Genomic DNA, 23,953 nt, shown 5'->3' with positions numbered 1-23,953 from the left:
TTCATCCCTCCATATCAGCTAAGCTCATAGGCTCTATGTCAAAAAACTCATCACTTGCAATTTTGTCAATATAACTCATTTGAGCACCAGGATATTGCATCATTCTCCATCCATTTTTATTATCATTACCACCATAAATTGGATCAGACAAAACTCCAGCTATTGTCATATCCCTTAAAAGAGTAAAAAATTCAGAAGATTTAAGTCCTATGAAATCGATTTTATTTTTTTCTAAATCAACTAAAATTTTATCCTGCTCAACTCCTTTTAAAGATGAAAAAGTTTTTTTATAACGCTTTTGAGATATTATTTCCAAAGCTTTAACACCCTCTAAAAAAATCTCATTACGCTTCATTGGGGTTTGATAACCTTGCTCAGCAATTCCTTCTATAAATGGTCCTTGTAAGTATTCTCTATCATTATAACCATAAGCTGAAGCTAATTGATTATCAATAAAATAAGGTACGCCTAAGCCTATAGCACCATCACCTTGCTCATCTTTTGGATAAATTCTCTCACATGCTGCACTTAGATTATCAAAATCAGTCTGCACTTGAAAAAACATTTTTCCTCTTATTTTATTTGAACCTCCTTGTGTTTTCTTGTGCGCATGAGTTAATTCTGCAGCATGCAATATAGCTCCACCACTCATAGTGCTAACAGCAACCACGCCACCACCTAAAAGACTTAATTTAAAAAAATTTCTACGATCAATGACATTATCTTGCATATCTTCCTCCTTTTTATTGACAATATCAAATCATATCAATTCTATTCCTTGATTTTTTAATATAGTCTTAAATAAAAAAAATAATACTATTTTTGTATTATTTTAAAAAAATCAATCATAAAAAGTAACATATTTGTTTTAAACTTTCTTATAATATAGTATCTTACATAAACTTCAGCATTGAAATATAGTTATAGTTAAATTATAATTTTAAAAAAACATAAAAAGGAAAAATATGCAAAAAGTATTATTATTAAATGGTGCAAAAGAATTTGGACACTCCAAAGGAAGATTAAACACAAGCTTGCATGAGCTTGCACTTAAGACTTTACAAGAGCTTGGTTTACAAACCCAACAAACACACATAGATCAAGGTTATAACACAAACGATGAGGTAGAAAAAATTCTAAATGCTGATGTTTTGATTTGGCAAATGCCTGGTTGGTGGATGGGAGAGCCTTGGATAGTGAAAAAATACATTGACGATGTTTTCACAGCAGGGCATGGAGTGTTTTATAAAAACGATGGTAGAAGTCATAATGAACCTACTAAAAATTATGGCACAGGTGGGCTTTTAAAAAATAAAAAATACATGCTTTCACTAACTTGGAATGCTCCAATGCAAGCTTTTGATGATGAGAATGAATTCTTTAATGGAGCCGGAGTTGATGGAGTGTATTTACACTTTCACAAAGCACATGAGTTTTTAGGAATGAGTGCTTTACCTACTTTTATAGCCAATGATGTAATCAAAAATCCTCAAGTACAAGAATATTTCACAAATTATAAAGCGCACTTAGAAAAAATTTTTAAAGCTTAGAAATTTGGGATTTGATGCTAGAAATCATTGATTTTTTAGCCTCAAATTCACTTTTTAAATTCAAAATAATCTGTCTTTTAGTCTCAATAAAATCAACAAAACTTTGCATATAATTTTTATAAATTTTTAAAACTACAGGCTTATTTAAAAGCAAATCTTCAAATTCATATACATTAAGCTCGGTTAATACTCTTTGATGTACTTCACTTGCTTTAGGATGATACAAGCTAAACTCAGTGCTATCAAGCTCGTAAAATTCTTTACTTGCATTCATTTTAGTACTAAAAAATCCCAAAGTAAGTTTAGTAGCACTTTCATAATTTGCTAAAGCTTTTAGATTAAGCTTTTCTAAAAATAGATCAAGTTCAAGTTGGCTTTTAAATAATAATTGCTTAAATTCTTTTAAAAAAAGCTCCTCGCTAGCACTAGCAAAGCTTCTAAAACTAGCAAATTCTTTTTCACTTTCTAAGGCATTTTCTTTTTGTAAATTTGAAAATTGAGCTTTAAAAAGTAAAATTTGCTCTTCTAAATGAGTAAAAAACAAAGAAAAATCATCTTTGATTTGACTAAATTCTAAAGTGATTTCATTTTTTAATCTTTTAAATTCTTTATTCATTGCTTCAGAGTTATAAAACATAGCCAAAAACGCATCATCACTTGAAATATATGGTGCTTTATAAGCAACTTTTTCATAAAGATTTTTCTTAAATAAGCCCTTGGCTTCCTTGTAATAATTACTATCTTTTTCTTTGATAAATTTTAAAATTTCTTGAGAAATTTTTTCTCCAACAAGTTTTAATTTATCTAAACAATTATGATTTAAAATTTTTATTTTTTGCTCTAGCTTGCTTACTTTGAAAGTTTGCAAAATAGTATTAAATTTAAGCTCTAATTGCTCTAGCGCATTTTGAAATAAATCATATTGATTTGACAAAAGCTCGCATAAATTACTAAGTTTTTCTTTAACAAAATCTTTTTTAATACGCTCATAATCAAGTTCTTTTAAATACTCATAAAGCAAAGGTAAATTTGACTTTTGCAAATCAAATTTTGCTTCTTTGCATGAAATTGCGATGATTTTTTCAAAATACTTATCAAAAACTAAATGAGCGTAATTTAAAACATTTTCTAGCTCATCTTGACTTAACTTGTCTTTTTGATTAAGCACGCAAATTCCACCACGCTCTAAAAGCTTAGCATTTGCCTTTATGGCATCTTCTTCACTTTTTTTACCTGCATTATCAATCAAACTAAGCCAAATAGCACTATGCATAAAAGAAAGCTCTTTAAAAGTAGTTAGCGTATCGGTGGTGTTTGCATTTAAACCCGGGGTATCTATAAGTGTGATATCTTTTAAAAGCTCAATAGGTGCAAAAAGGTGCAGACTTTTAGTTTCTTTTAGCTCATTTCTTTGATCGCTAAATTTAGAAAGCTCATCTATATCAACAATCTCATCGCTACCATCTTCATATTCAACTCTTAAAAAATATTCCTTAGCATAGCGTAAAAAAGTGGGCTTAAAAGTCACTGGCACCACACCTGTTGGCAGGCATTCTTTTTGTAAAATCAAATTTAAAAGCGTGGATTTACCGCTGGAAAATTGCCCTATGATAGCCACATTAATGGCTCTTTTATAGCTAGCTATAATCATTTCAAGATCTTTTAAAAACACATCATTTAAATGCAAGCTTGGTTCTAAAAATGCATTTTTGATTGCTAAGATTTTTCCTTCAAAACTATCATCAAAGCTTTTACAATAAGCATTTTCATAAGCTTTTAAAAAATCATTAATCAAATCATTTTGCATTTAAAAGCTCCGTTTTTAAAGTCTTTAAACTTTGTAATTTTGTATTATTTTTTTCTAAAAGTTCTTTGGAGTTTTGCTCGTTTTGTTCTATTTGTAAAATCAAGTCTTTTAAGTCTTTGATTTGTTCTTCTTGCTCTTTTTCGTATAAATTTAAACTAAATTCTAAATTAGTAAAAAATTCTTGATTATTTTTTAAATCTAGGGCGATTTTTTCTATATTAAATGTTTGTAATTTTTCTAAAATTTGATTTTCTAAAGAGCTTTCTAGTTTATAAATATCTTGCGTGGATTCTAAATTTTTTAAAAGTCCTGCTTTTAATGTCATAAAAAGATCATTGGTAAAAATGCTTTCTATTTTTGTTTCAACCTTACTTTTAAAATCATCACAATTTTGCTCTAAAACAGCTTTTAAAAAATCATATTTCACACTTAGAGTGTTTTTAAGCTCATTAATTTTATACTCACTTTGCTGTTTTAGCTCTCTTAAAAGATCAAAAATTCCATCTTTTAAAGTCGTATCAATGATAATATTTAGTCTTTGAGTGTTGTTTTTGATTTTATTATTTTGATTATATTTTAGCTCATCTATAAGTTTTTCTTTTAATTTCTTAGCTAGTAAATGCAAAAGTGTTAAAATTTCTTGAGTATTTTCATCTTTTGTGTTAAAAATAGCACTTAGTTCTGCTTTTACTTGCATTAATTTTTCTTTTTTTGCTTTAAAATCATTAACAATAGCTTGATTTTGCTTATCAAGCTCAAAGTTTTCATAATTTAGCATTTTATTAGAAAATTTAATTTTTTCTTCTATTTTTTCTAAATGTAATAATAATTCTTTTTTATAAGCACTTAGAGCAATTTTGTTTTTATCATATAAGCTTTTAGCTATAAGTTCTTCTAGCGTTAAAATATTACTTTGTTCTAAATTTCCACCTTTTTTTTGATAAAAATCATTAGCTAATTTTGAAGAAATACACACAAAATCTAAATTATCTAATAATTCTTGGCTAAGCTGCTTTTGTGCTAAATTTTCTTTGAGTTTATTTTTAGTATAGTTAATTACTTCTTGCAAGTCTTTTTGATTAAGCAAGTCAGCCTTAGTAAGCACAATTAAAAGCTTACTTACCCTTGAAGTTAGCAAACATTCTATAATAAAATCACAATCTTTTTGACTAAGACTTTGAGAAGCATTCATAAGGTGGATTAAAAAGTCAGCCTTGCTTATATACGCTTTTGTTAAAAGCTCTCTTTGGATAATAACATCATCAAGTCCTGGAGTATCAACTATACAAACATTATCTTTTAAAAAATCAAGCGATGAAAAAAGCTCTATTTTTTTAATAAGTGCTGAGATTTTGTTTTTTGCACTAGTATAATTTTTTAATTCTTCAATTTTTATTTCTATATTTTTATTTTCTTTTTCAATATATTCATTTAGATTAAAATTTTGCTCTAATTGTTTTATAAGCTCTTGCATATCTTGATTATCTTTAGAGCTTTTTAAAATATCTTGCCATTCTTCATCATTCCAAAAATATATCTTAGCTTTTTGGTCTTTGCCGTATTTTAAAACACTCAAATTTGCAGTTTCAGGCACATTAGATACACCTAAAAAATCTTTTTTTAAAAGTGCATTTAGCATACTTGATTTACCTGCATTTACCACACCCGTTACTGCGATAGAAAAATCAATATTACCAAATTTAACCAAAGCTTCTTGTAAGAGTTTTTGAGCTTTTTCATCCTCGCAAAGCTCTTGTAAGTTTTGATTAATGAGATCTAGTGTTTGATGTGAGTTTTTAACTTCTTGCTTGTAATCTTTTTGAATAACTTTTTGCCTAGATACAAAAGCACATATTAAAGTATTATCGGTGATTTTTTGAAGTTTTTCCAAGGCTTTTAAAAGCTCGTTTTTGTCTAAAATTCCCAAATTTAAAGCATTAACAAAACAAACCTGTGCATACTGTATACCATAAAGATCTAAGCGTAAATTTAAACTTTTCATCAAATTTTTAAATTCATTTAAAGCGCTAAATCTTTCATAATTATCAAGATTAGTACTTAAAATAATTGCTGCTTTTTGAGCATCAATTAAACTTTCATCAAAAAGTGTATTTGTATCAAGATAAACGCTATGATTTTGCCAAATTTGTTTTAGTAAGGTTTTAAGAACCCCCTTTTCTTGGGGGCTAGGATTATTTGTTTCTTTGAGCGACAAGCTGTCTTCTCATATAAGCGATTTTGCTTTGTAAAGGTAGTTCTTTTGGACAATTATCTTCACATGCAAGTAAAGACATACATCCAAACACACCATCATCATCACCCACTAATTCATAAAAATCTTCTATGGTTCTGTGATCATGTGGATCTTGTAAATATCTAGCTGTTCTTAAAAGCCCAGTAGCTGCGATAAAGTCAGGTCTCATTAACTTAGTCGCACAAGAAGCAACACAAATTCCACACTCTATACAACGATCAAGTTCAAAAGTCTCATCAGCAACTTCTGGTTCAATGCGCTCTTCAAGTTTAGAAATATCTGTTTCTTTTTCATTATGTACCCAGCTTTCAACGCGTTTACACATACCATCAAACCACTCACCTGTATTAACACTCAAATCTTTGATATGTCTAAAAGCAGGTAAAGGCATAAGCTCTATAACGCCATCTGGATAATCTTTTGTCAATGTTTTACAAGCAAGTTTTGGCTTACCATTAATCATCATAGCACAGCTTCCGCAAATCCCTGCTCTACATACAAAGTCAAAACTCAAATCCGCATCCATTTTTTCTCTGATTTGAGTTAAGCACACAAAAATCGTCATAAATGGAGTTTCTTCAAGCTCATAAGTAACAAAATGAGGCTTAGAAATTTTACTTAATGGATTATATTTAAATGCTCTTATTGTTAATTTTCTACTCATAATCAACTCCTATTCTTTGATTTGGCGCTTTAAATTTAGCTTGTAATTCATAAGGCATTAAAGCATGTTGAATTTCATATCTACCTTTGCCTTCTGCTTCCATTTTTTCACGGATCGCATCAACTTCAGCTTGGCGTTTTTCACTTAATGGGTTTTCAATGATATTTCCTTTAGCACCATAACCTCTAAATGCAGGTGGGATTTCCATTTTCATAATGTCAAGATCTTCATACTCAACTCTAGGCATACTTTCACCTTCTACCCAGTAAGTATTTGTTCTTTTCATCCAATTTAAGTCATCTCTTTTTGGATAATCTTCTCTATAATGAGCCCCACGGCTTTCTGTTCTTAAAAGCGCACCATAAGCAACACATAAAGCAATTTTTAGCATTCTTGGAACCCTGTAAGCTTCTTCAAGCTCTGGATTTGCACATTTTAATTCTTTATCATGCACTTTTAGATCAAGTGATTTATGATATAACTCTTCAAGTTCTTTAACCGCTTCTTCAAGACCTTGACCTGTTCTAAAGATAGCTACTTTTTCCCACATAATATCTTTCATTCTGTTTTTGATTTCAAATACATCATGTTTTCCTTCTTTGCTAACAAGAGATTTTAAGTAATCATACTCTTTAGAAAGGAAAGATTTAACGATATTTGTATCAATTTCTGAACCATTTTCTTTACAATATTGTGCAAAATAATCTCCCACGATCATACCTGCAACAACAGTTTCTGAACATGAATTTCCACCCAAGCGGTTAAATCCGTGCATGTCCCAACAAGCTGCTTCACCACATGCAAAAAGACCATTCAGCCATTGACTTTCACCGGTTGGTTTTGTTCTAATACCACCCATTGAGTAATGTTGCATAGGTAAAACTGGCGCCCAGCCTTTTGGACCCTCATCAGCAGGATCAATACCATTAAATGTTTTACAAATATCTTGAACATCACGAAGATTTTTTTCAACATGAGCACGACCAAGGATAGAAATATCAAGCCATAAATGATCTCCATAAGGGCTTTTTACTCCTTTTCCTTTTCTAATATGCTCCATCATTCTACGACTTACAACATCCCTACTTGCAAGTTCTTTTTTCTCAGGTTCATAATCAGGCATAAAGCGGTAACCATCAACATCTCTTAAGATACCACCATCACCTCTACAACCTTCAGTTAGTAAGATACCGCTTGGCACGATTGGAGTTGGATGAAATTGCACTGCTTCCATATTTGAAAGTCTACAAAGTCCAGTTTCAAGTGCAATAGCAGCTCCTGTACCTTCACAAATAACAGCATTTGTAGTTTGTTTATAAATTCTACCATAACCACCTGTTGCAATCATAGTTCCTCTAGCAACATAAGCAATTAATTCTCCATTAGTTAAATCTCTAGCAATAGCTCCTAAACATTTTTTACCATCATGAATTAATCTTACTGCTTCCATTCTATCGATGATTTTAACTTGATGTTTAATCGCTTCATTTGCCACACCATATAACATACAATGCCCTGTTGCATCAGCTATATAACAAGTTCTCCATTTTTTAGTACCACCAAAGTCTCTTGCATTTATAAGACCATGTGCTTCTTCTTTTTCTTCGATAGTAGTTTTTTGAGCGTTTATAACAACAGTTCTAGGTCCTTTTGTAACTCTAGTCCAAGGCACACCCCAAGCAGCAAGCTCACGAACCGCTTTTGGAGCAGTTTGTGCAAACATTCTAGCTACTTCTTGATCACAGCCCCAGTCAGATCCTTTTACTGTGTCAGCAAAATGCACATCTTCATTATCACCTTCGCCTTTTACACTATTTCCTAAACTTGCTTGCATACCACCTTGCACAGCAGCTGAGTGAGATCTTTTAACCGGACAAATACTTAATAAAGTTACACTCTGACCACTTTTTGCAACTTCAATAGCAGCTCTTAAACCTGCAAGACCACCACCAATAACTAAAGCATCACTATATTGTATGTTCATATTTAGCTCCATCATAAGTTTTTACTATTTGCGCTACAGAGTTGTTTTGGTAATTATTAAGACCTATTTTTGCAAAAGCAGCTAAGCTTAACACACCTAAAACTAAGAAGAAAATACTAATAAACCATTTTGCTTTTTTAAGTTTTTTACGACTTTCTTTTGCATCTTTACCTTCAAACCAACCCCATTTTACACATAATCTATATAAACCAATACTTCCATGCAACTCAACACAGATTAATAAGGCAATATAAAATAACCACATAAAATGACTTACCACTCTATCGCCTGACATATCAGCACTGATTTTATCTGCATTAGTTATAACAAAAATCAAATGCGCTGAACCTAGGAAAAACATTACAAAACCAGTTGCAGCTTGAACCCACCATAAAGAAGAATCACCATGATTCATATATTTTAAATGTGTTCTACAAAGTTGATATTGTCTAAAATTGATAGGAAATTTTCTCATTGCAAGACCTGCATGCACAAAGAAAATCACTAAAACACAGGCGGCTAAAAAAGAAGTGATGTAGCTCATCATAGGGCTATCAATGATAAATTTTAGTTCCAAAAAGTGAACTACTGAATCAAAAAAATCATCACTAACCAAAATGGTAGAAACGAAAAACATATGTGCCCACATAAACAAGCCTAAAATCAAGCCTGTTGCACTTTGAATATAGTCAAGTTTTGCTGGCATTTTACTTTTTTTGCCATCAACACTCTTGCCTAAAAAACCTTCAATGAGTTGGCTCATATTTACTCCTTTAAAAAGTTGATAATTTATAATATCGGAGCAATTATAGAACTTTTATTCTTAAAAAAAATAAAAATTTATAAATTTTTTTTAATATTTCTTAAATAAAAAGATAAAATTAGTCCTAATAAAAACATTATAATACTTAAAATTTGACCCATACTCATACCAAAAACAACAAAGCCTATACCAAAGTCAGGCTCTCTATAAAACTCACAAACAAAACGTGCTAAAGCATAAAAAATTGTATAATAAGCAATAAGCTCTCCATTGTATTTTTTATATTTTTTTATCAATAATAAAATGATAAAAACTATAAAACCTTCTAAAAATGCTTCATAAAGTTGCGAAGGATGACGCAATACCCCATCTACATAAATACCCCAAGGTACATCCGTAGTTCTACCAAATAGCTCTTGATTTAAAAAATTTCCAATACGCCCAAAAATATAACCACATGGCACACTAATAGCAACCAAATCTAAATATTTCCATAAATTTTGTTTATTTTTTTTACAAAAAGCATAAGTTGCTATTAAAAATCCTATAACAGCACCATGGTAACTCATACCTCTAATTCCTACAAATTCTCCATTATAAAAAGGATTAAAAATTTGCCAAGGATGCGTAAGATACCATAAAGTATTTGCATCATAAATTAAAATATAACCCAATCTTGCACCTAAAATTACACCAATTTCCACCCATATAAAATAACTATCAAGCATAGCTTTTGAAATTCCCATATTGTCTTTAATAGCATAGTATTTTGCAACCATTAAAGCAACAAGTAAGGCTAATACATACATAATACCATACCAATGCACTTTTAAACCAAAAATTTCAAAAGCCACTACATCAAAATTTGCATAAATATTTTGCCAAAATTCCATAAAAAAGCCTTTATAATAAAACACATAATATAGCAAAAAATTGTATAATTATAAAAATAACAAGGAGAGAAAATGAAAAAAATATTATTATTTTTTAGCATAATTTTATTTTTAAGTGCTTGCACTGGTAATCAAAAAACTTATTATATTTCTATGCCAAGTTTTAAAAGTTCTTTTGAAGAACATAACAATACAAAAGAAAATAGCCCAAAAGTTAAAATCAATGAAATAGAAATTATTAAAAATACTTTTTATAGTTCTTATTTTGAACAATCCACCCTAAATCAAAGAATCAATAAAAGCCTAGAATTACTAAAAAAACAGCTATTTAAAGATAGTAAAGCACTATTAGAAAGTAAAGGATATACTATAGATAATGAAAATCCTGATTATGTTTTTAATATTACCATCAGTGCTAACTTATATGAGGATAAAGTTACAAGAAATTCAAGTCTTGGAGGCGATAGTGTAGAATCTTCTTTTATGATTATTTTAGAAGCTCAAAGTCATTTAAATAATTTGCATCAAGAAGATACTTTCCAAAGCACAACAAGCTCTGCAAAATTAAATGATCCTATTATTTTAAACTATCCTATAAAAGGTCAAGCAAGTATAGAAAGTTTTAGACAAGTTTATAGTGCTGTCCCAACCCAAGTAAATGAAAGTCTTGCAGCTAGTGCTTTGGAAATTGATAAAGTTTTTATTGCTTTTTACAAAGAAATCACTTCTAGTTTAAAAACCAATATAAAAGAAATTAAGGAAGAATCAAAAGTACAAGAAAATTTAGAAGCTCAAGATATAAAACAAGATAGTAAAAAGGAAGAAAAAATCTCTCCTTATCAAAATAATGAAGTAATTATTTTTGAATAGCTAAAGCATGAAACACTTTGATTCTAAATTTAAGATCAATGTGTTTTTCTTCTGATTTAAATTCAACAGGCGTACTTATTTCTATTAAATTTTTATATCTTTGTAAATCATTTAAAAAAGAATAAAAAGCTTGTGGATTTTTCATCTTTACGCTAACTCCAAATTGATATTTTAAATATTCTTGTCTTTTTTTAATAGGAATAAGATTTATTTTAACATCATCAAAATAATTTTTCATAAAATCCATTAATTCTTTTTGAGAAAATTCCGCATTGATTTGAGCTAAATTTTGCGCGTTTGTACTTTGAAAATCTCTAATAACCTTTTCCAAAGCTTGTAATTCATTTAATGCTTTGGTGTTTTGAATTTGTTGAGCGGCTAATCTGGAATGTTCGATTTTATAATCCTTCAAAAAGGGTACAATTAAGAATAAAATCAATATTGCACAAAGTGCAACAAATGAAAAAGAGTAAATCAATATCTTTAATATATCAGCTTCTTCTAAGCTCTTATCTTTTTTGTTCATACATTTCCTCTGGTATAGTAATATTTACACTAACAAAGCGATACCACCCATTTTCTAATTGATAATAGCTTGTTTGAGAATTTGAAAAAATACTTCTTAATGGGGCTTCTAACAACAAAGCAAACATTTCTTTAGTAGGTGTAATACCTCTTAAAATAAGCGACCTATCTTCCATTAAAACCTCATCTAAAGATATATTTTTAGGCACTAAAGTAAAAAGGTTTTGAATACTTTTTAATAAAACTTTATTTTTACCATTCTCTCGTTCTTGTTCTAAATCCCCTAAAATCATTTCTGCTTTATTATTTTGTCTTACTAATTCTTGATATTTAAGTTTATTGGAATTAATTTGAGCTATGATTTGAGCCAATTCTTTTTTCTTATCATCAAGTTGCACAGATGCGTAGTAGCTTTTAAAAACAACAACAATAAACACCACAAAAATCAAAGACACACTAATACTAGTAAAATAAATCCAAATTCTAGTAAAAAGATTAAAAACTGGTTTTATCTTCGGCTTTATTAAACTATATCTCATAGCTTCAAATCCTTAACTACAAGCTCATTCATCAAATTTAAAGTATCTATAAGCTCTACTTTTGGCTTTATAAAAAGCTCATTTTCTAAATAATCTAGCGAGGTTGCACTAAAACTTTCCTCATCAAAAATTACAATTTCTTCTAAAAAACTATTATCATACAAAGGATTATGATAAAATTCTTTTACACTTGAAATGATGTATTCTATCATTTTCATATCTGAACTAAAATTTTCTAAAGATTCCATAGGAAGCTGTTCTTCATTCTCATCTAAATCTTCAAGCTTATCAAGTTCTTTACTCATCTCTTCTAAACTTTTTAAATCATAATTTTGTTCATTTTCTTCTTCTTGGCTTTCATCATCAATTTGCAAATCAAATTCTTCTTTAATGTCATCAAAAAAATCAACTTCGTCATAATTTTGACTAGCTATATTAAAATAACTTCCAAATAATATAATCTCATTTTTACAAATTAACATCGCAACAAAATCATGATATCTATACACATAAAGGCCTATTTTTTCTTCAAAACCTCTATTTGCTATACAATGATAAAGCAAAGAAAAAGGCGAGTAAAGCAAATCTAAACCACCAAAAGCCTCATAATCTTCTTTATAAGAACTCAAAGATTGATTGGAAACATACAACAAAGCATTATTAAAAGGAATACATTTAACATTATTTGCTTCTACTCCAAAATTAGAAAGCTCTTTAAAATTTGAACTTGGCACTACACCTTGAGCAATAGGTGTAAAAAAAGTACAAATATAATAAATTTGAAAGTCTTTACTTAAATTTTTAACATATTCTATTGCTTTTTCTTTATCTTCAAAACTTTTTTCAAAAGTATCAACTGGTTGAGATTTTTTCCAAGTATGACATCTTATAATGTATTGTTTTTCATCATAACAAATACAAATTAAAAGCTGTAAAATATACTTTCTAAAAAAAGATAACATGGTGTTTATCCTTTATCTATTTGATTTATCATATCAAATTTTTCTTTTATCAATACTTTAGCTTCTTCTAAATTCAAATTTTGTATTTTGATTTCTTCACTTAATCTATAAGTAATCTTAGAAAAAGGCTTAGGTAAGATCATTTTATCCCAACTTTTAAATTCCCAAAAAGAACTTGCTTCATAATTTAGCAAAAAAAGTGGAGCATTTTTTTTTAAAGCTATCATCACAGAACCATCTGAAACACTATGATAAGGTCCTCTTGGCCCATCTGGAGTGATAATCACATCATCGCCTTGATCTAAAATTTTAAAAGATTGTTTCAATAAAGCCAAAGCACCTTTGCTTGTGCTACCTCTTAAAGTATCCAAACCAAAAAAAGCAATATTTCTAGCAATGATCTCCCCATCTTTATGGTGTGAAATCATCACATAAGCTTTTTTTCCTTTAATACCCATTTTACGATAAGCAAAAGGCATTAGAGCAAGACGCCCATGCCAAAAAAGTATCACACATGATCTTTTTGGAAGCTTTTGCCCTAAATAAACCTTTCTACAAGTTAAAAAAATTAGCCATTGTAATAAAAAAATTCCAAAAGCTAAAAGATTAATCTTAAAGGATTTCGCCATTTAACACCATACGCCTAGGATTGGTGATTTTTACTTTTTTCATTTGTCCTAATAACTCTTCACTGCCTTTAACTTGAATCAAAAAATTATTATCACTTCTACCTGCTACAAAACCTTCACTTCTTAATTCTTCAAATAAAACTTCAAATTCTTTATCTTTTTGTTTTACAACAATTTCATCTAAAATTTCTGTATGTCTTGCTTGCAAAACACTCAAGCGTTTTGAAGCTATATCATCAGGAATTTGATTTGGCATAGTTGCAGCTTTAGTTAGCGGTCTTTTAGAGTATTTAAAAGAAAACATTTGCTCAAATCGCACTTTTTCAAGTACATCCATGGTATCTTCAAAGTCTTTATCACTCTCACCTGGAAAAGCCACAATCACATCAGTAGAAATACTCACATCTTTACACATAGAACGAAGTTTCAATGCTCTATCTAAATACCACTCTTTAGTATAACCGCGTTTCATAGCCTTTAAAATTTCACTTGAACCACTTTGCAAAGGCATATGCATAGACTTACAAACTTTAGGATTTTTAGAAAAAACCTCTAAAAATCTATCATCCATATGCAATGGATGTGGGCTTGTAAAGCGGATACGCTCCAAACCTTCAATTTCGCTTAGCTTTTCCAAAAGATCTGAAAAATTAATCTTTTCATGAGCATTAGAAAATCTTTTGCCATAATTGTTAACATTTTGTCCTAGTAAAAAAATCTCTTTAGCACCCTTAGAAACAGCTTTCAATGCTTCATTTTTAATAATCTCAAAAGGTATAGAAATCTCATCTCCTCTTGTGTGAGGCACTATACAATAAGTACAATGCTTATCACAACCTATGGAGATATTAATATAGGTCTTATAAAGGCTATTTCTAAAATCTGCAAAAGCATAATTACTCTCATCAAAATCTATATCATTACCTAAAAATTTTGGAGTATTTACGGCCTTTGTGATTTTGGAAACATTTCTAGCACCCAAAACAAAATCCACACTAGGAGCACGCTTAAAAATCTCATCTCCCAAATGTGAAGCAGTGCAACCACAAACTCCTATTTTAGCTCCATTTTTTTTGATTTTTTCAAAACTTCCAACTTCTGAAAAAAGCTTATGTACAGGCTTTTCACGCACCGAGCAAGTATTGATTAAAATCAAATCTGCTTCTTTTGCATCTTGAGTTAATTCATAATTTTCTTTTTCTTTAAGTTCAGCTATCATATGCTCTGAATCACGCACATTCATAGCACAACCTAAAGTTTGTATAAAAAGTTTTTTACTCAAAGAATATGTACCTCATACATAAAATCTGCATCATCTAAACCATATTTGATTGTTCTATGATAAACACATTTTCCCTTTTTTTCAAAATGCTCTACTAAAGCGATTAATTGCTTATGGGCATTATCTTTATCAAAATAGAAAAATTTTTGACCTTCTTTATCTACAGCCTTTTCAATACTTTCTAAACTTATACTTTTTGGCTTTTCATCAACAGAGGTTCTTGCTATTTTTAAGTCCATATCATCATCCTCAAGTTTTTTTAATCTGAAATTATAGCAAATTTTACTTTTAATTAAACTTATTAAAGATATAATTTTATTCTTCAAACTTTTAAAATCCAAAATTAAGGTTGTATTGTCATTATGGAAAAAATCACAGATATAATTGAATCCATTGCTAATGAGAAAAATTTACAAATAGAAGATGTAAGAGAAAGAGTTAAAAAAGCACTTATTAATACTGCTAAGAAAATTTATGGCGATAAATATGAATTTTTTGTTGATTCAGGTAAAAATTTGCAACTTTATCAAAAAATCATCGTAGTAGCTGATAATGATGAAAGATTAGAAAATAAAAATGAGCATTTTATCGCTTTAAGTAAAGCAAGGGCTGAAGCTAAAGATGTAGAAATTGGCGATGAGCTAACTTATGAATGTTCTTTGGAAAATTTAGGCCGTACTGCTGTAAATATCTTACATAAAGAATTAGAATATAACATTCAAAAACTCTTAGAAGAAAAAATCTATGAAAAATACCAAAAAATGGTAGGACATATGGTTTTTGGTAGCGTAGTAAGAGTAGATAGTGAAGAAAATACCTATGTAGAAATTGATGAGTTTCGTGCATATTTGCCTAGAAAAAATCGTATCAAAGGTGAAAAATTTAAAGTAGGCGATGTGATTAAAGCTGTTATTAGACATGTATATATTGATAAATCGGGTATGAGAATGGAGCTTAGTAGAACTAGCCCTAAATTTTTAGAAGCTTTATTAAAAGCTGAAGTTCCTGAAATCAAAGATGGTCTTATAAATATTTATGCAAGTGCAAGAATTCCAGGCGAGAGAGCAAAAATCATCTTGCAAGCTAATAGCCCGAGTGTTGATGCAGTAGGAGCAACTGTGGGTATAAAAGGAGTTAGAATCAATGCTGTAAGCAAAGAATTAAAAAATGAAAATATTGACTGCATTGAGTATTCTAATGAAATGGCAATTTTAATCACAAGAAGCTTAGCTCCAGCCATTATAAACTCAGTTAGTATTGAAGATAAAAAGGCTATTGTAACGCTAAATAGCGAACAAAAAAGCAAAGCCATAGGAAAAAGTGGTATCAATATACGCCTAGCTAGCATGCTTCTTGGATATGAGATAGAACTTAATGAAGTAAATAATGAAGATAAAACTAACAACCAAGAAGAAGCGTTTAAAAACCTTAAAGCTTTATTTGGAGAAAACTAAAGCTGCTTACCGACAGTTTGTTCGGTAAGCTTTCTTTCTAAAACTAAATCCACTATAGGTTGCTCTCTTTTATTTGCCTTTTGGCAGTGATTTTTATCAAAAAAATCTGTGATTTTAATAACTATTTTAGCCCATCTTTTATCACGCTCTCTCCAAGCATGAGACGATAAAGACTCCCAAGCATAACCATTAAACAAAGTAGCATTGACAAAATGATCAAGCGCTCTCACACCTTGTCTAACCCTAGCAGGATTACCAAAAGTACCCACTATAACAATAAAAAGATAACTAATCACCGCTAAAGGAACGATAGCGCAAAGTAGTATAGTTCCTGCTAATTTTTCTTTCATTTTTGCCTTTTTATAAATCTTATATTCATACCATTTGCCGATCTTATAGTAAGTCTTCCTACTATATCAGGTACAAAATTTTCTTCTAATTCTAACTTATAAGTCCTTAAAATATTAGCTAAAATCAAAACAGCCTCTTGCATAGCAAAACCCTGCCCTATACACACACGCTCTCCCATACCAAAAGGCATATAAGTGTCTTTTTTAATCTTGCTTTTATCTTCATGGCGACTTGGATCAAACTCATGTGGATTTTCCCAAAAACTATCATGTCTATGAATAAGCCATGGAGCTACCACTACACCTGAGCCTTTTTTGATGAGCTTATCTCTCATTTTGTTATCATTTCTTGCTTCTCTAGCGAAAAAGCCAACTGGTGGATAAAGTCTTAAACTTTCTTTAAACACATTTGTAAGATATTTCATCGCTCTAATGTGCTCTATCTTAAACTCCTCATCACCCGCAACTTGCATGATTTCTTCATAAGCTTTTTGTTGCTCATTTGGAGAAATACTTAAAATATATAGCGTCCAAGTTAGCGAGCTTGCAGTGGTTTCATGGCCTGCTAAGAAAAGCATGGCAACTTGGTCTAAAATTTCATTAAAAGAAAATCTCTCACTAGTATCTGCATCTACCACCATAAGCAATGATGATAAAATATCTTCATATTTTCCTTGATCATTTAGGGCATTATCATATCTTGGCTTTATAATATCTGATAAAACCTTGCGTATAACTCCACCTGCTTTAAGTCTTTTTTTCTCGCCCAAAAGATTTGAAAGCCAAGTTGGAAAGCGAAACATTCTTCGCATAGCTGTTTTAACTGTTTCTTCTTGCACAGTTACAAAAGCATCTAAAACAAGTTTACCTTTTTGCTCATCAAGTTTTGATGACATAATAGTTCTAAAAATCACATCTGCAGTCACAAAAGTCATAGCTTCATCTACTTCTACAATCGCTTTATCTTCATACTTTGCAAATCTTGCCATCATATCAGAAGCTGCTTCACTCATCAAATTAAAAACCTTAGAAATCCTTGTCATTTCAAAAGAAGGTCTTAAAAGTTCTCTTTGCTTTTCCCATACTCTATCATTAGTTGTAAAAATACTTATACCCAAAAGTGGTTCTAAAAGCTCATGTAAAAGTTGGCTTTTTGGATATTCTCTAACCTCATCTACCATAATGCGTCTAACTTCTTTTGGATCATTTACTACATATAGATCAAATCCAGGCATTTTTACTCTACCCATCATCATTTTATAGCTTCGCTCATAAAGCCCATCAAGCCAAGATCTTCTTTTTAGTAAAAAAGTAGTTAATGTAGAAGCTTTATTTTTATAAGGCTTTGGATGAAAAGGACACTGACCCATGTTTTCCTCCTATTTGATTTTTTCTTCTAATTTATTTTTACCTATAATAAATTCAAAAAAGTTATATACTCCTTGAATTTGTGTGGCAAATAAATATAAAAAATGTGCTTTATATTTGTCTTTTTTGATTTTTTTATAATCTTTGTTTTTATATAAGGTATGAAATTTAGCCGAAAGGTATTTTGGACTAAATTGTGTTTTCACTCCGCTTGTGCGTATAAAATCAACTTGTGCAAAACAAGCCCCATCAATAATAGAAGTAAAATCATACCATACTAAATTCTTACTTCCCAAATACTCTAAGTCTTTTCTAAACTCAAAAGATTTTTTTTGATAGCTTACCAAAGGTATACACTCACCCAAAGTTAAAACTTTTAAATTTTCAAAAGAAACATTTTCTTTTTCACATTTTCTAAGCACTTTTGCTAAAACATTTATGCAAAGCACAGTTCCTACGCTATGTGCGCTTAAGATGAACTCATAGTTTTTATCATTTGCATTTTCTTTTAGTTTTTCAAAAATAACTCTAGCAAAATCATCCATTCTTAACTCAAGTTCACCTTGAGAATTTTTCTCCCAATTTGCACAAAAAGAACAAATTCTAGCTATCCAAAAAACAGCTAATTTCTTGCCTAATTTATAAAGCATTTTTGGTAAAAACACTAATGATAAAATAAAGGCTAAAATTCCCAAAACAATATGAAAATTTTGCAAATAAAATAAACTTCCAAAAGCACAAAATAAAGTAAAAATCAAACTCAAAAGCACATAAAAAAATGGATAATAACCTGTGATAAGTTGATGTGGGGATTCTTTACCAAATTTTAAAAAAAGTCCTGTGATGGTATAAATTCTAAAAAAACTATAACAATCACTCAAGGCATCTTTTATACCCTCTGACCAGTTTTTTTTGACTATATCATTCCAGCTTAAAAAGGTGTAAGAAGTACTTGTATGTGGGGTTTGAATTTGCCAAAAAGGATAAATATTAACTTGAGCTTTTGATAAAGTATAATCATAATTTAAAAGTATATTCTGCTCAGCTAAATTTTTTTTAAACATAGCATAATAATGCCTATATCCTCTAGGATCATAACCAGCTATATAAAAAACATCTCTTTTTTGGCATATTTTTTCCATCAACATCCTAAATAAATTTAATACTGAATTTAAAAATATAGCTAAAGTTGTTATCTTTGTCAAATACCTATTTAAAGATAAAATGAGGGGTTTTTACTCTGAAATTATTCATTAAAAAATATTTTATAAAATAAATAAAAATTAAAAAAATAAAGAAAGAATTTATGGATGTAATCTTACTAGGTGGTAGTAATAGTGTAGTTAAAAATGGTCTTAGGATAGGTCTTGAAAATAAAGACATTACATTATATAATTACGCTTTAGGGCTTAGCACTTCTTTACAAAATCTTTATGAATTAATACGCCATAAAAAAACTATAATCAACAGTGATTTTCTCATCAGCGAATCAAATATCAATGATTATTTAAGCCCTATGAGCTTAAATATTATACTTAGAAATATTGATTATTTTTACGAAGAACTTTACAAAGCAAACAAAATTACTATAGTGCTTATACTCCCCATACCAGCTTGTAATGATAAATCAAAAGCTATCAATGAAGCTCATAGGAAAAATTGTACTCATTATGGTTTTAATCTAATCGATGTAGATCTTTACTACCAAAAAAATAATCTTTATGATTTTGATCAAAACTATAAATTCCACCCTATGCCACTAGCTATGCAAGAGCTTGGTAAAAACATCATTAAAAATTTACACAGGTTTAAAAAATCTAAAGAAAATATCATTTGCTCAAAAAGAAAATTTCATATCTTTACGCCCTCAAATTCAACTAAAATAGAGCATAAAAACTCATTTTTTTGTGAAAAAACTATAAATATCAAAGCTAATGAAAAAATCATTTTTCCAAAAGAGTTCAAAAATTATCAAATCTTAGGCATACACACTTGGAATCACGCCAGTTCATTAACCCATGCTATATCATCTATAAGCATTGAAAACTCATCTTTTAAATTAGTAAAAAATTTTGGACTTATCAATACTTTTCAAGATATACAAAATGAAAAAGCAATTTGTGATGAGCAAACCTTTTTGTATGTTAATACACAAATTATCAAGCAAAGTGAGGAAAGTTCGGGCTTAAGCATAGCAAATGAAAAAACACCAAGACTTGATTATGTGGACTTAATAGGAATTTTACTTTTAGAAAAAGATGATGATAAAAAAATTGAATGTAAAAATTATCTTGTAAATACCCATGATTCTTTAATACCACCTATAGCATTTTATAAAGAATTAGCACTAGAATACTATGAACTAAAAAAACTTGATATGCAAACTTTTTTACAAAGTCAAAATCATAATCTTTTGCGTTTTTTAAATCACAAAGGCTTAAAAAATGAATATGAAATCTTCATCCATCAAAACAATAGGCTTTATGGAGCTAGCTTAAGGATAAAAGAAAGACTAAGCTATAAGCTTGGAGAAGCTATCATGAAAAATAGCAAAAGTTATTTAGATTGCTTTAAAATACCTTTTGAATTAAGAAAAGTCAAAAAAGATCATTTTAAAAATCAAAAAGATCAAAAAAATCTACCACCACTAAAAGCCTATGCAGACTACAAACACGCTCAAATAGCCAAAACACACTTGCCTTATCTTTTAGGTAATGCACTTTTGCAAGCTTCAAGAACCCCTTTTAAAATAGGCTATTTAAGCTTACCTTTTAAACTGAAAAAAATTGCAAAAAACTATAAAAAGAAAATTTAATCTAAACTAGTATTTTTGAAAAAATTTCCATTGATTTGGGTTTTATATATCACATAATTTCTAAATTTAGCGTGCAAAACAGCATCAGGCTTATACGCCCTGCATTCTTTCCAAAAAGTATGCAAGCTTTTTTGATAAGTCAAACCTTCTATATCATAAAAAGCTTTTCCCATAACCTTTAAAGGACTATTATGATATAAAGCAGAAAGCCCTACTGTGCTATTTATCACTATAGTACCTCTTGTGTTAATTAAGAGCGTAGGTAAGTGTAAGTCATGTACATATAAAATTCTGCCCTCGACATTGTATCTTAAACTCAAATCTTCTATAAGTTTGGTATAGTCCCTATAACCACGGTCCATAGGATGGTGTTTAAAAACTAGGTATGACTTTGCTTTGGCATGATTAGCAAAAGAAATGATTACTTCTTCTATAAATTTTTCTGTAGTTTTTTTATAATGATGGGAGAGTTGAGTATCATTATGCACTTGTAAAATAGCCAAAAAATACTTTTGCTTTAGGGAAAGAATTTTTTCATTTAAACTTTTTTCTGTAATTTTGTATTTATTTTTTCTATATACTGAACAAAGCCAAGGTAAAAAGTCAAATAGTTTTAAACTTCTATGATGTAAAGAATTATTAAAATACCAAGAAAATAAAAAAGCAAAAAGCCAGTATAAAAATGAAGCAAAGGCCATATTTCTAAAAGTGCTTGAGAAAGTTTTAAATTTAAAATCTTTATCAATTTTTTTCTGACTTAGATAAAATTCTTTTTCTCTTGGTAAAGTGGAGTTTGCATTCACTCCATCTTTTTCAAAAGTAATAAAATTTGGTCTTATATAACCTTCTTCAAAAATCCATACTTCAATACCCATTTGTTTAGCAACACTAATGGCGATTTCATGCACTTTTCTACAATCATTATACATCAAGATAGCTTGAATTTGTTTTTCTTCAAAAAGCTTTTTATAAAAGTCTTCAAGCTCGGCTAAACTTTTAGTGTAATTAATGCTTTTAAAAGGATAAAAGAAAAAATCTCCGCCATTAAAATTTACTTTATAAATCTTAGCTTTTGGAATTCTTGTAGCAATTTTACGAAAAAATCCACCCACAGGACCTTGGAGCAATAAAACATTTCTACCAGAAAATTTTTTTAACTTTTTACTTAAATTCATCTAATCAAAATAAATTCTATCAATCTTCTTATTTTTCTTAATATATAAATTCTTATATCTATAAACCAACGCAAATAAAATTTAGAAAAATAATCTTTTTGCATTTTTAACATTATATCTAATGCAAGCTCAACTTCACATAAATTTTTACTTTTTGGATGGATATATCTTGGATAAAGGATCAAAACACCTGCAACTAACTCTTCTAAACTAAGCACTCTTGTGCGTCTTGGAATTTTATGAAAATCCGTAGTCAAACCCCAGCCTGCATAAAAAGGCTTACCATATACCACTACTTTTTTACCACGCAAAAGAGCATCAAAACCACTTGTAGAGGTTATAGTATGCACCTCATCACAAGCATTTATAGCACTATCTATACTGACATTTTCTATAATCTCATCACAGTATTTTAAAATAATGCTTTTATCTTTTAAACCTTTGCGGTTACCGCTTAAAACATCAGGGTGAGGTTTAAAAATTATAAAGGCATTTTCATTGGCCTTTCTTACACTTTGTAAAAGTTTTAAGGTATCATAACCTGCACCACCTAAGATCATAGAAGCATCATCTTCTACTTGAGCAGGGATTAAGATGATTTTTTTATTGGTGTTAAAATTTAGCTTTTCATGTTTTAAGCCATTATACTTTGAAAATTTATTTTGCGTAATGGTAATGATGAGCTTTTTAGCTCTTTGTTTTAAACTCTCATCAAAAATGTGATTTTGCAAAATATCTTCTAAATCACTTGACTTACTTGGATCAACATATAGGCCTTTGCTATCTATTATCAAAGAAAAAGGACGTGTGAGATCTGAACCTAAAAAAACTGAGCGTAAAAAGCCATCTTCTACTAAGAAAATTTCATTATTAAAATCTTTATCTAATAAAAATTTATCATATTTTTTACCCCAAATGAAAATTTTATCTTCAAGATTTAAATTCGCTTTGTAAAGTTCATCTAATGAGTTTAAAAAAATGATTTTATTATTCTTAGCTTTAAAAAATGGCTTCATAAACCAACGCTTCCACAAAGTAAAACCCAAAAAATACAAAGTATTTGAATTAGCTTGTTCTATCTTTTTGTACTTTGCTAAAGTATGAATAGTGTCAAAAATATCACTTTTTTGATTTAAGTAAGGATTAAAATACTCACTATATAAAATATAAGTAGCATAAAAAACCTCTTCTAAAGTTCTTTTTTTAAGCCTTCTTTTACACGCTTGCTTATCTTGAGTTAAACCCCAACCTGCATAAAATGGCACGCCATAACACACACATTCACATCCCAACATCAAAGCTTCAAAGCCCATTCCAGAAGTTTTCGTATAAACTTTTTTAAAATAACTTAATAATTCTATAGGATTATAATTTTCTTTTATAACTACACATCTATTTGGCAAATCTTGCACATCAAAATCACTTTGTTTTTTACCACTTAATACATCAGGATGAATTTTAATGTATATTTTAGCATTTGGATTTTCTTTGATAGCTTCATTTATAATATCTTGAGTTGAAAAACTATCAGCTAAACCAAATTTAAGAGAAGCATCATTTGCCACCTGAGTGATAATCAATACGCGTTCTTCATTAGTATAAAAAAACTCTTTTGGCACGCAAAGATTATTATTATACTTGCTAAGCTTTTCTTTTTTTATAAGCTCTATGGCCTTTTTTGCTTGTTCTAACTCTTTAGAGTCAAATTCATAAGTATTTAAAATATTTTCAAGTTTAGATGGAGTTGTGGCATCATAATAAATTCCTATATCGTCTTTGACGATAGAAAAACTTGGACTATTTTCTACACCTAAATTTAATGAGCGCAAAAAACCATCTTCCAAAAGTAAAAATTTTATATTATACTTTTTAGCTAGTTCTACAGCTTTTAAACCTGACTTTTTTCTACCCCAACCTACAAAAAAATCTTCTTTTGTGATGTTTTTATAGGCATGATATAGGGCTATTTTATAAAAATTTTTAGCATTTTCTTTTAATCTTTTAGATGTGGTATAGAATCTCATAATAACTGTTTTACAATCATATTAACTTTTTCATTTAAATTTCCT

Annotated in this window: 22 protein-coding genes; 4 read left to right on the top strand and 18 right to left on the bottom strand. The window is 29.4% G+C overall.

The window, feature by feature from the left end; genetic code table 11:
• Position 1: 1 nt before the first annotated feature.
• A complete protein-coding gene (locus L8W56_RS03660; protein WP_263659470.1) occupies positions 2-730 on the bottom strand; it encodes a gluconate 2-dehydrogenase subunit 3 family protein in 729 nt (242 codons plus the stop codon).
• Positions 731-965: 235 nt separating this feature from the next.
• Here L8W56_RS03660 and L8W56_RS03655 point away from each other — a divergent pair, with 235 nt between their 5' ends.
• Positions 966-1,550 carry an NAD(P)H-dependent oxidoreductase gene (locus L8W56_RS03655; protein WP_133319433.1) on the top strand — a complete coding sequence of 195 codons (585 nt, stop codon included), beginning with the start codon at positions 966-968 and terminating at the stop codon, positions 1,548-1,550.
• On the opposite strand, the gene L8W56_RS03650 is transcribed toward L8W56_RS03655, so the two are convergent.
• The 6 genes from L8W56_RS03650 to lgt all read right to left on the bottom strand — a co-directional run bounded on the left by L8W56_RS03650 (position 1,540) and on the right by lgt (position 9,915).
• The gene (locus tag L8W56_RS03650) at positions 1,540-3,357 is read right to left on the bottom strand and encodes a dynamin family protein (RefSeq protein ID WP_263659469.1); all 1,818 of its coding nucleotides are present in this window, start codon (positions 3,355-3,357) and stop codon (positions 1,540-1,542) included. The two genes, L8W56_RS03655 and L8W56_RS03650, sit on opposite strands and share 11 nt — an antisense overlap.
• Entirely contained in the window at positions 3,347-5,572 is a 2,226-nt protein-coding gene (locus tag L8W56_RS03645) for a dynamin family protein (protein ID WP_263659468.1), read from the bottom strand. Before L8W56_RS03645 ends, L8W56_RS03650 begins: the two co-directional genes overlap by 11 nt.
• Positions 5,550-6,275, bottom strand: a complete 726-nt coding sequence (locus L8W56_RS03640) for a fumarate reductase iron-sulfur subunit (protein WP_012661078.1) — start codon at positions 6,273-6,275, stop codon at positions 5,550-5,552. Before L8W56_RS03640 ends, L8W56_RS03645 begins: the two co-directional genes overlap by 23 nt.
• Positions 6,268-8,259, bottom strand: coding sequence for a fumarate reductase flavoprotein subunit (locus L8W56_RS03635; RefSeq protein ID WP_220566271.1), 1,992 nt, complete (start codon positions 8,257-8,259; stop codon positions 6,268-6,270). Before L8W56_RS03635 ends, L8W56_RS03640 begins: the two co-directional genes overlap by 8 nt.
• The gene (locus tag L8W56_RS03630) at positions 8,243-9,022 is read right to left on the bottom strand and encodes a fumarate reductase cytochrome b subunit (protein ID WP_070255907.1); all 780 of its coding nucleotides are present in this window, start codon (positions 9,020-9,022) and stop codon (positions 8,243-8,245) included. The genes L8W56_RS03635 and L8W56_RS03630 overlap by 17 nt, the downstream gene beginning before the upstream one ends.
• Positions 9,023-9,099: 77 nt before the next feature.
• The gene (gene lgt / locus L8W56_RS03625) at positions 9,100-9,915 is read right to left on the bottom strand and encodes a prolipoprotein diacylglyceryl transferase (RefSeq protein ID WP_263659467.1); all 816 of its coding nucleotides are present in this window, start codon (positions 9,913-9,915) and stop codon (positions 9,100-9,102) included.
• Between the two features lie 72 nt (positions 9,916-9,987).
• Between lgt and L8W56_RS03620 the strand changes: the two genes are divergently transcribed.
• Positions 9,988-10,785, top strand: coding sequence for a membrane lipoprotein lipid attachment site-containing protein (locus L8W56_RS03620; RefSeq protein ID WP_263659466.1), 798 nt, complete (start codon positions 9,988-9,990; stop codon positions 10,783-10,785).
• Here L8W56_RS03620 and L8W56_RS03615 read toward each other — a convergent pair.
• Genes L8W56_RS03615 through L8W56_RS03590 form a run of 6 tightly spaced genes read right to left on the bottom strand, consistent with a single transcriptional unit; the run spans position 10,772 to position 14,961 of the window.
• Positions 10,772-11,311: a hypothetical protein gene (locus tag L8W56_RS03615; RefSeq protein WP_070255897.1), complete on the bottom strand. Its 540-nt coding sequence runs from the start codon at positions 11,309-11,311 to the stop codon at positions 10,772-10,774. The two genes, L8W56_RS03620 and L8W56_RS03615, sit on opposite strands and share 14 nt — an antisense overlap.
• A complete protein-coding gene (locus L8W56_RS03610; protein ID WP_220566268.1) occupies positions 11,295-11,849 on the bottom strand; it encodes a hypothetical protein in 555 nt (184 codons plus the stop codon). Before L8W56_RS03610 ends, L8W56_RS03615 begins: the two co-directional genes overlap by 17 nt.
• The gene (locus L8W56_RS03605; RefSeq protein WP_133319440.1) at positions 11,846-12,811 is read right to left on the bottom strand and encodes a hypothetical protein; all 966 of its coding nucleotides are present in this window, start codon (positions 12,809-12,811) and stop codon (positions 11,846-11,848) included. The genes L8W56_RS03610 and L8W56_RS03605 overlap by 4 nt, the downstream gene beginning before the upstream one ends.
• Before the next feature lie 5 nt (positions 12,812-12,816).
• Positions 12,817-13,440, bottom strand: a complete 624-nt coding sequence (locus L8W56_RS03600; RefSeq protein WP_220566267.1) for a lysophospholipid acyltransferase family protein — start codon at positions 13,438-13,440, stop codon at positions 12,817-12,819.
• Entirely contained in the window at positions 13,424-14,722 is a 1,299-nt protein-coding gene (miaB, locus tag L8W56_RS03595; protein WP_220566266.1) for a tRNA (N6-isopentenyl adenosine(37)-C2)-methylthiotransferase MiaB, read from the bottom strand. Before miaB ends, L8W56_RS03600 begins: the two co-directional genes overlap by 17 nt.
• Positions 14,719-14,961 (bottom strand): HP0268 family nuclease, encoded by a 243-nt coding sequence (locus tag L8W56_RS03590; RefSeq protein ID WP_070255886.1) that lies wholly within the window; start codon positions 14,959-14,961, stop codon positions 14,719-14,721. The genes miaB and L8W56_RS03590 overlap by 4 nt, the downstream gene beginning before the upstream one ends.
• 123 nt (positions 14,962-15,084) lie before the next feature.
• On the opposite strand from L8W56_RS03590, the gene nusA reads away from it, so the two are divergent.
• Positions 15,085-16,176: a transcription termination factor NusA gene (gene nusA / locus L8W56_RS03585; protein ID WP_220566265.1), complete on the top strand. Its 1,092-nt coding sequence runs from the start codon at positions 15,085-15,087 to the stop codon at positions 16,174-16,176.
• Here nusA and L8W56_RS03580 read toward each other — a convergent pair.
• The 3 genes from L8W56_RS03580 to L8W56_RS03570 are packed head-to-tail and all read right to left on the bottom strand — an operon-like array spanning position 16,173 to position 19,036.
• The gene (locus L8W56_RS03580) at positions 16,173-16,526 is read right to left on the bottom strand and encodes a membrane protein (protein WP_039627957.1); all 354 of its coding nucleotides are present in this window, start codon (positions 16,524-16,526) and stop codon (positions 16,173-16,175) included. The genes nusA and L8W56_RS03580 overlap by 4 nt on opposite strands.
• A complete protein-coding gene (locus L8W56_RS03575; RefSeq protein WP_263659465.1) occupies positions 16,523-17,896 on the bottom strand; it encodes a cytochrome P450 in 1,374 nt (457 codons plus the stop codon). Before L8W56_RS03575 ends, L8W56_RS03580 begins: the two co-directional genes overlap by 4 nt.
• Positions 17,897-17,905: 9 nt before the next feature.
• Positions 17,906-19,036, bottom strand: coding sequence for a DUF829 domain-containing protein (locus L8W56_RS03570; RefSeq protein ID WP_263659464.1), 1,131 nt, complete (start codon positions 19,034-19,036; stop codon positions 17,906-17,908).
• A 164-nt stretch (positions 19,037-19,200) separates the two neighbouring features.
• Between L8W56_RS03570 and L8W56_RS03565 the strand changes: the two genes are divergently transcribed.
• Positions 19,201-20,709, top strand: a complete 1,509-nt coding sequence (locus tag L8W56_RS03565) for an SGNH/GDSL hydrolase family protein (protein WP_263659463.1) — start codon at positions 19,201-19,203, stop codon at positions 20,707-20,709.
• Here the strand turns inward: L8W56_RS03565 and L8W56_RS03560 are convergent.
• Positions 20,706-21,884, bottom strand: a complete 1,179-nt coding sequence (locus L8W56_RS03560) for a capsule biosynthesis protein (protein ID WP_263659462.1) — start codon at positions 21,882-21,884, stop codon at positions 20,706-20,708. The two genes, L8W56_RS03565 and L8W56_RS03560, sit on opposite strands and share 4 nt — an antisense overlap.
• Positions 21,881-23,908, bottom strand: coding sequence for a capsular polysaccharide biosynthesis protein (locus L8W56_RS03555; protein WP_263659461.1), 2,028 nt, complete (start codon positions 23,906-23,908; stop codon positions 21,881-21,883). Before L8W56_RS03555 ends, L8W56_RS03560 begins: the two co-directional genes overlap by 4 nt.
• Positions 23,909-23,953: the final 45 nt, after the last annotated feature.

The organism is Campylobacter sp. IFREMER_LSEM_CL1085 (assembly GCF_025772235.1).
GTDB classification, from domain to species: Bacteria; Campylobacterota; Campylobacteria; order Campylobacterales; family Campylobacteraceae; genus Campylobacter_D; species Campylobacter_D lari_D.
This window is presented reverse-complemented; position numbering and strand designations above follow the sequence as displayed.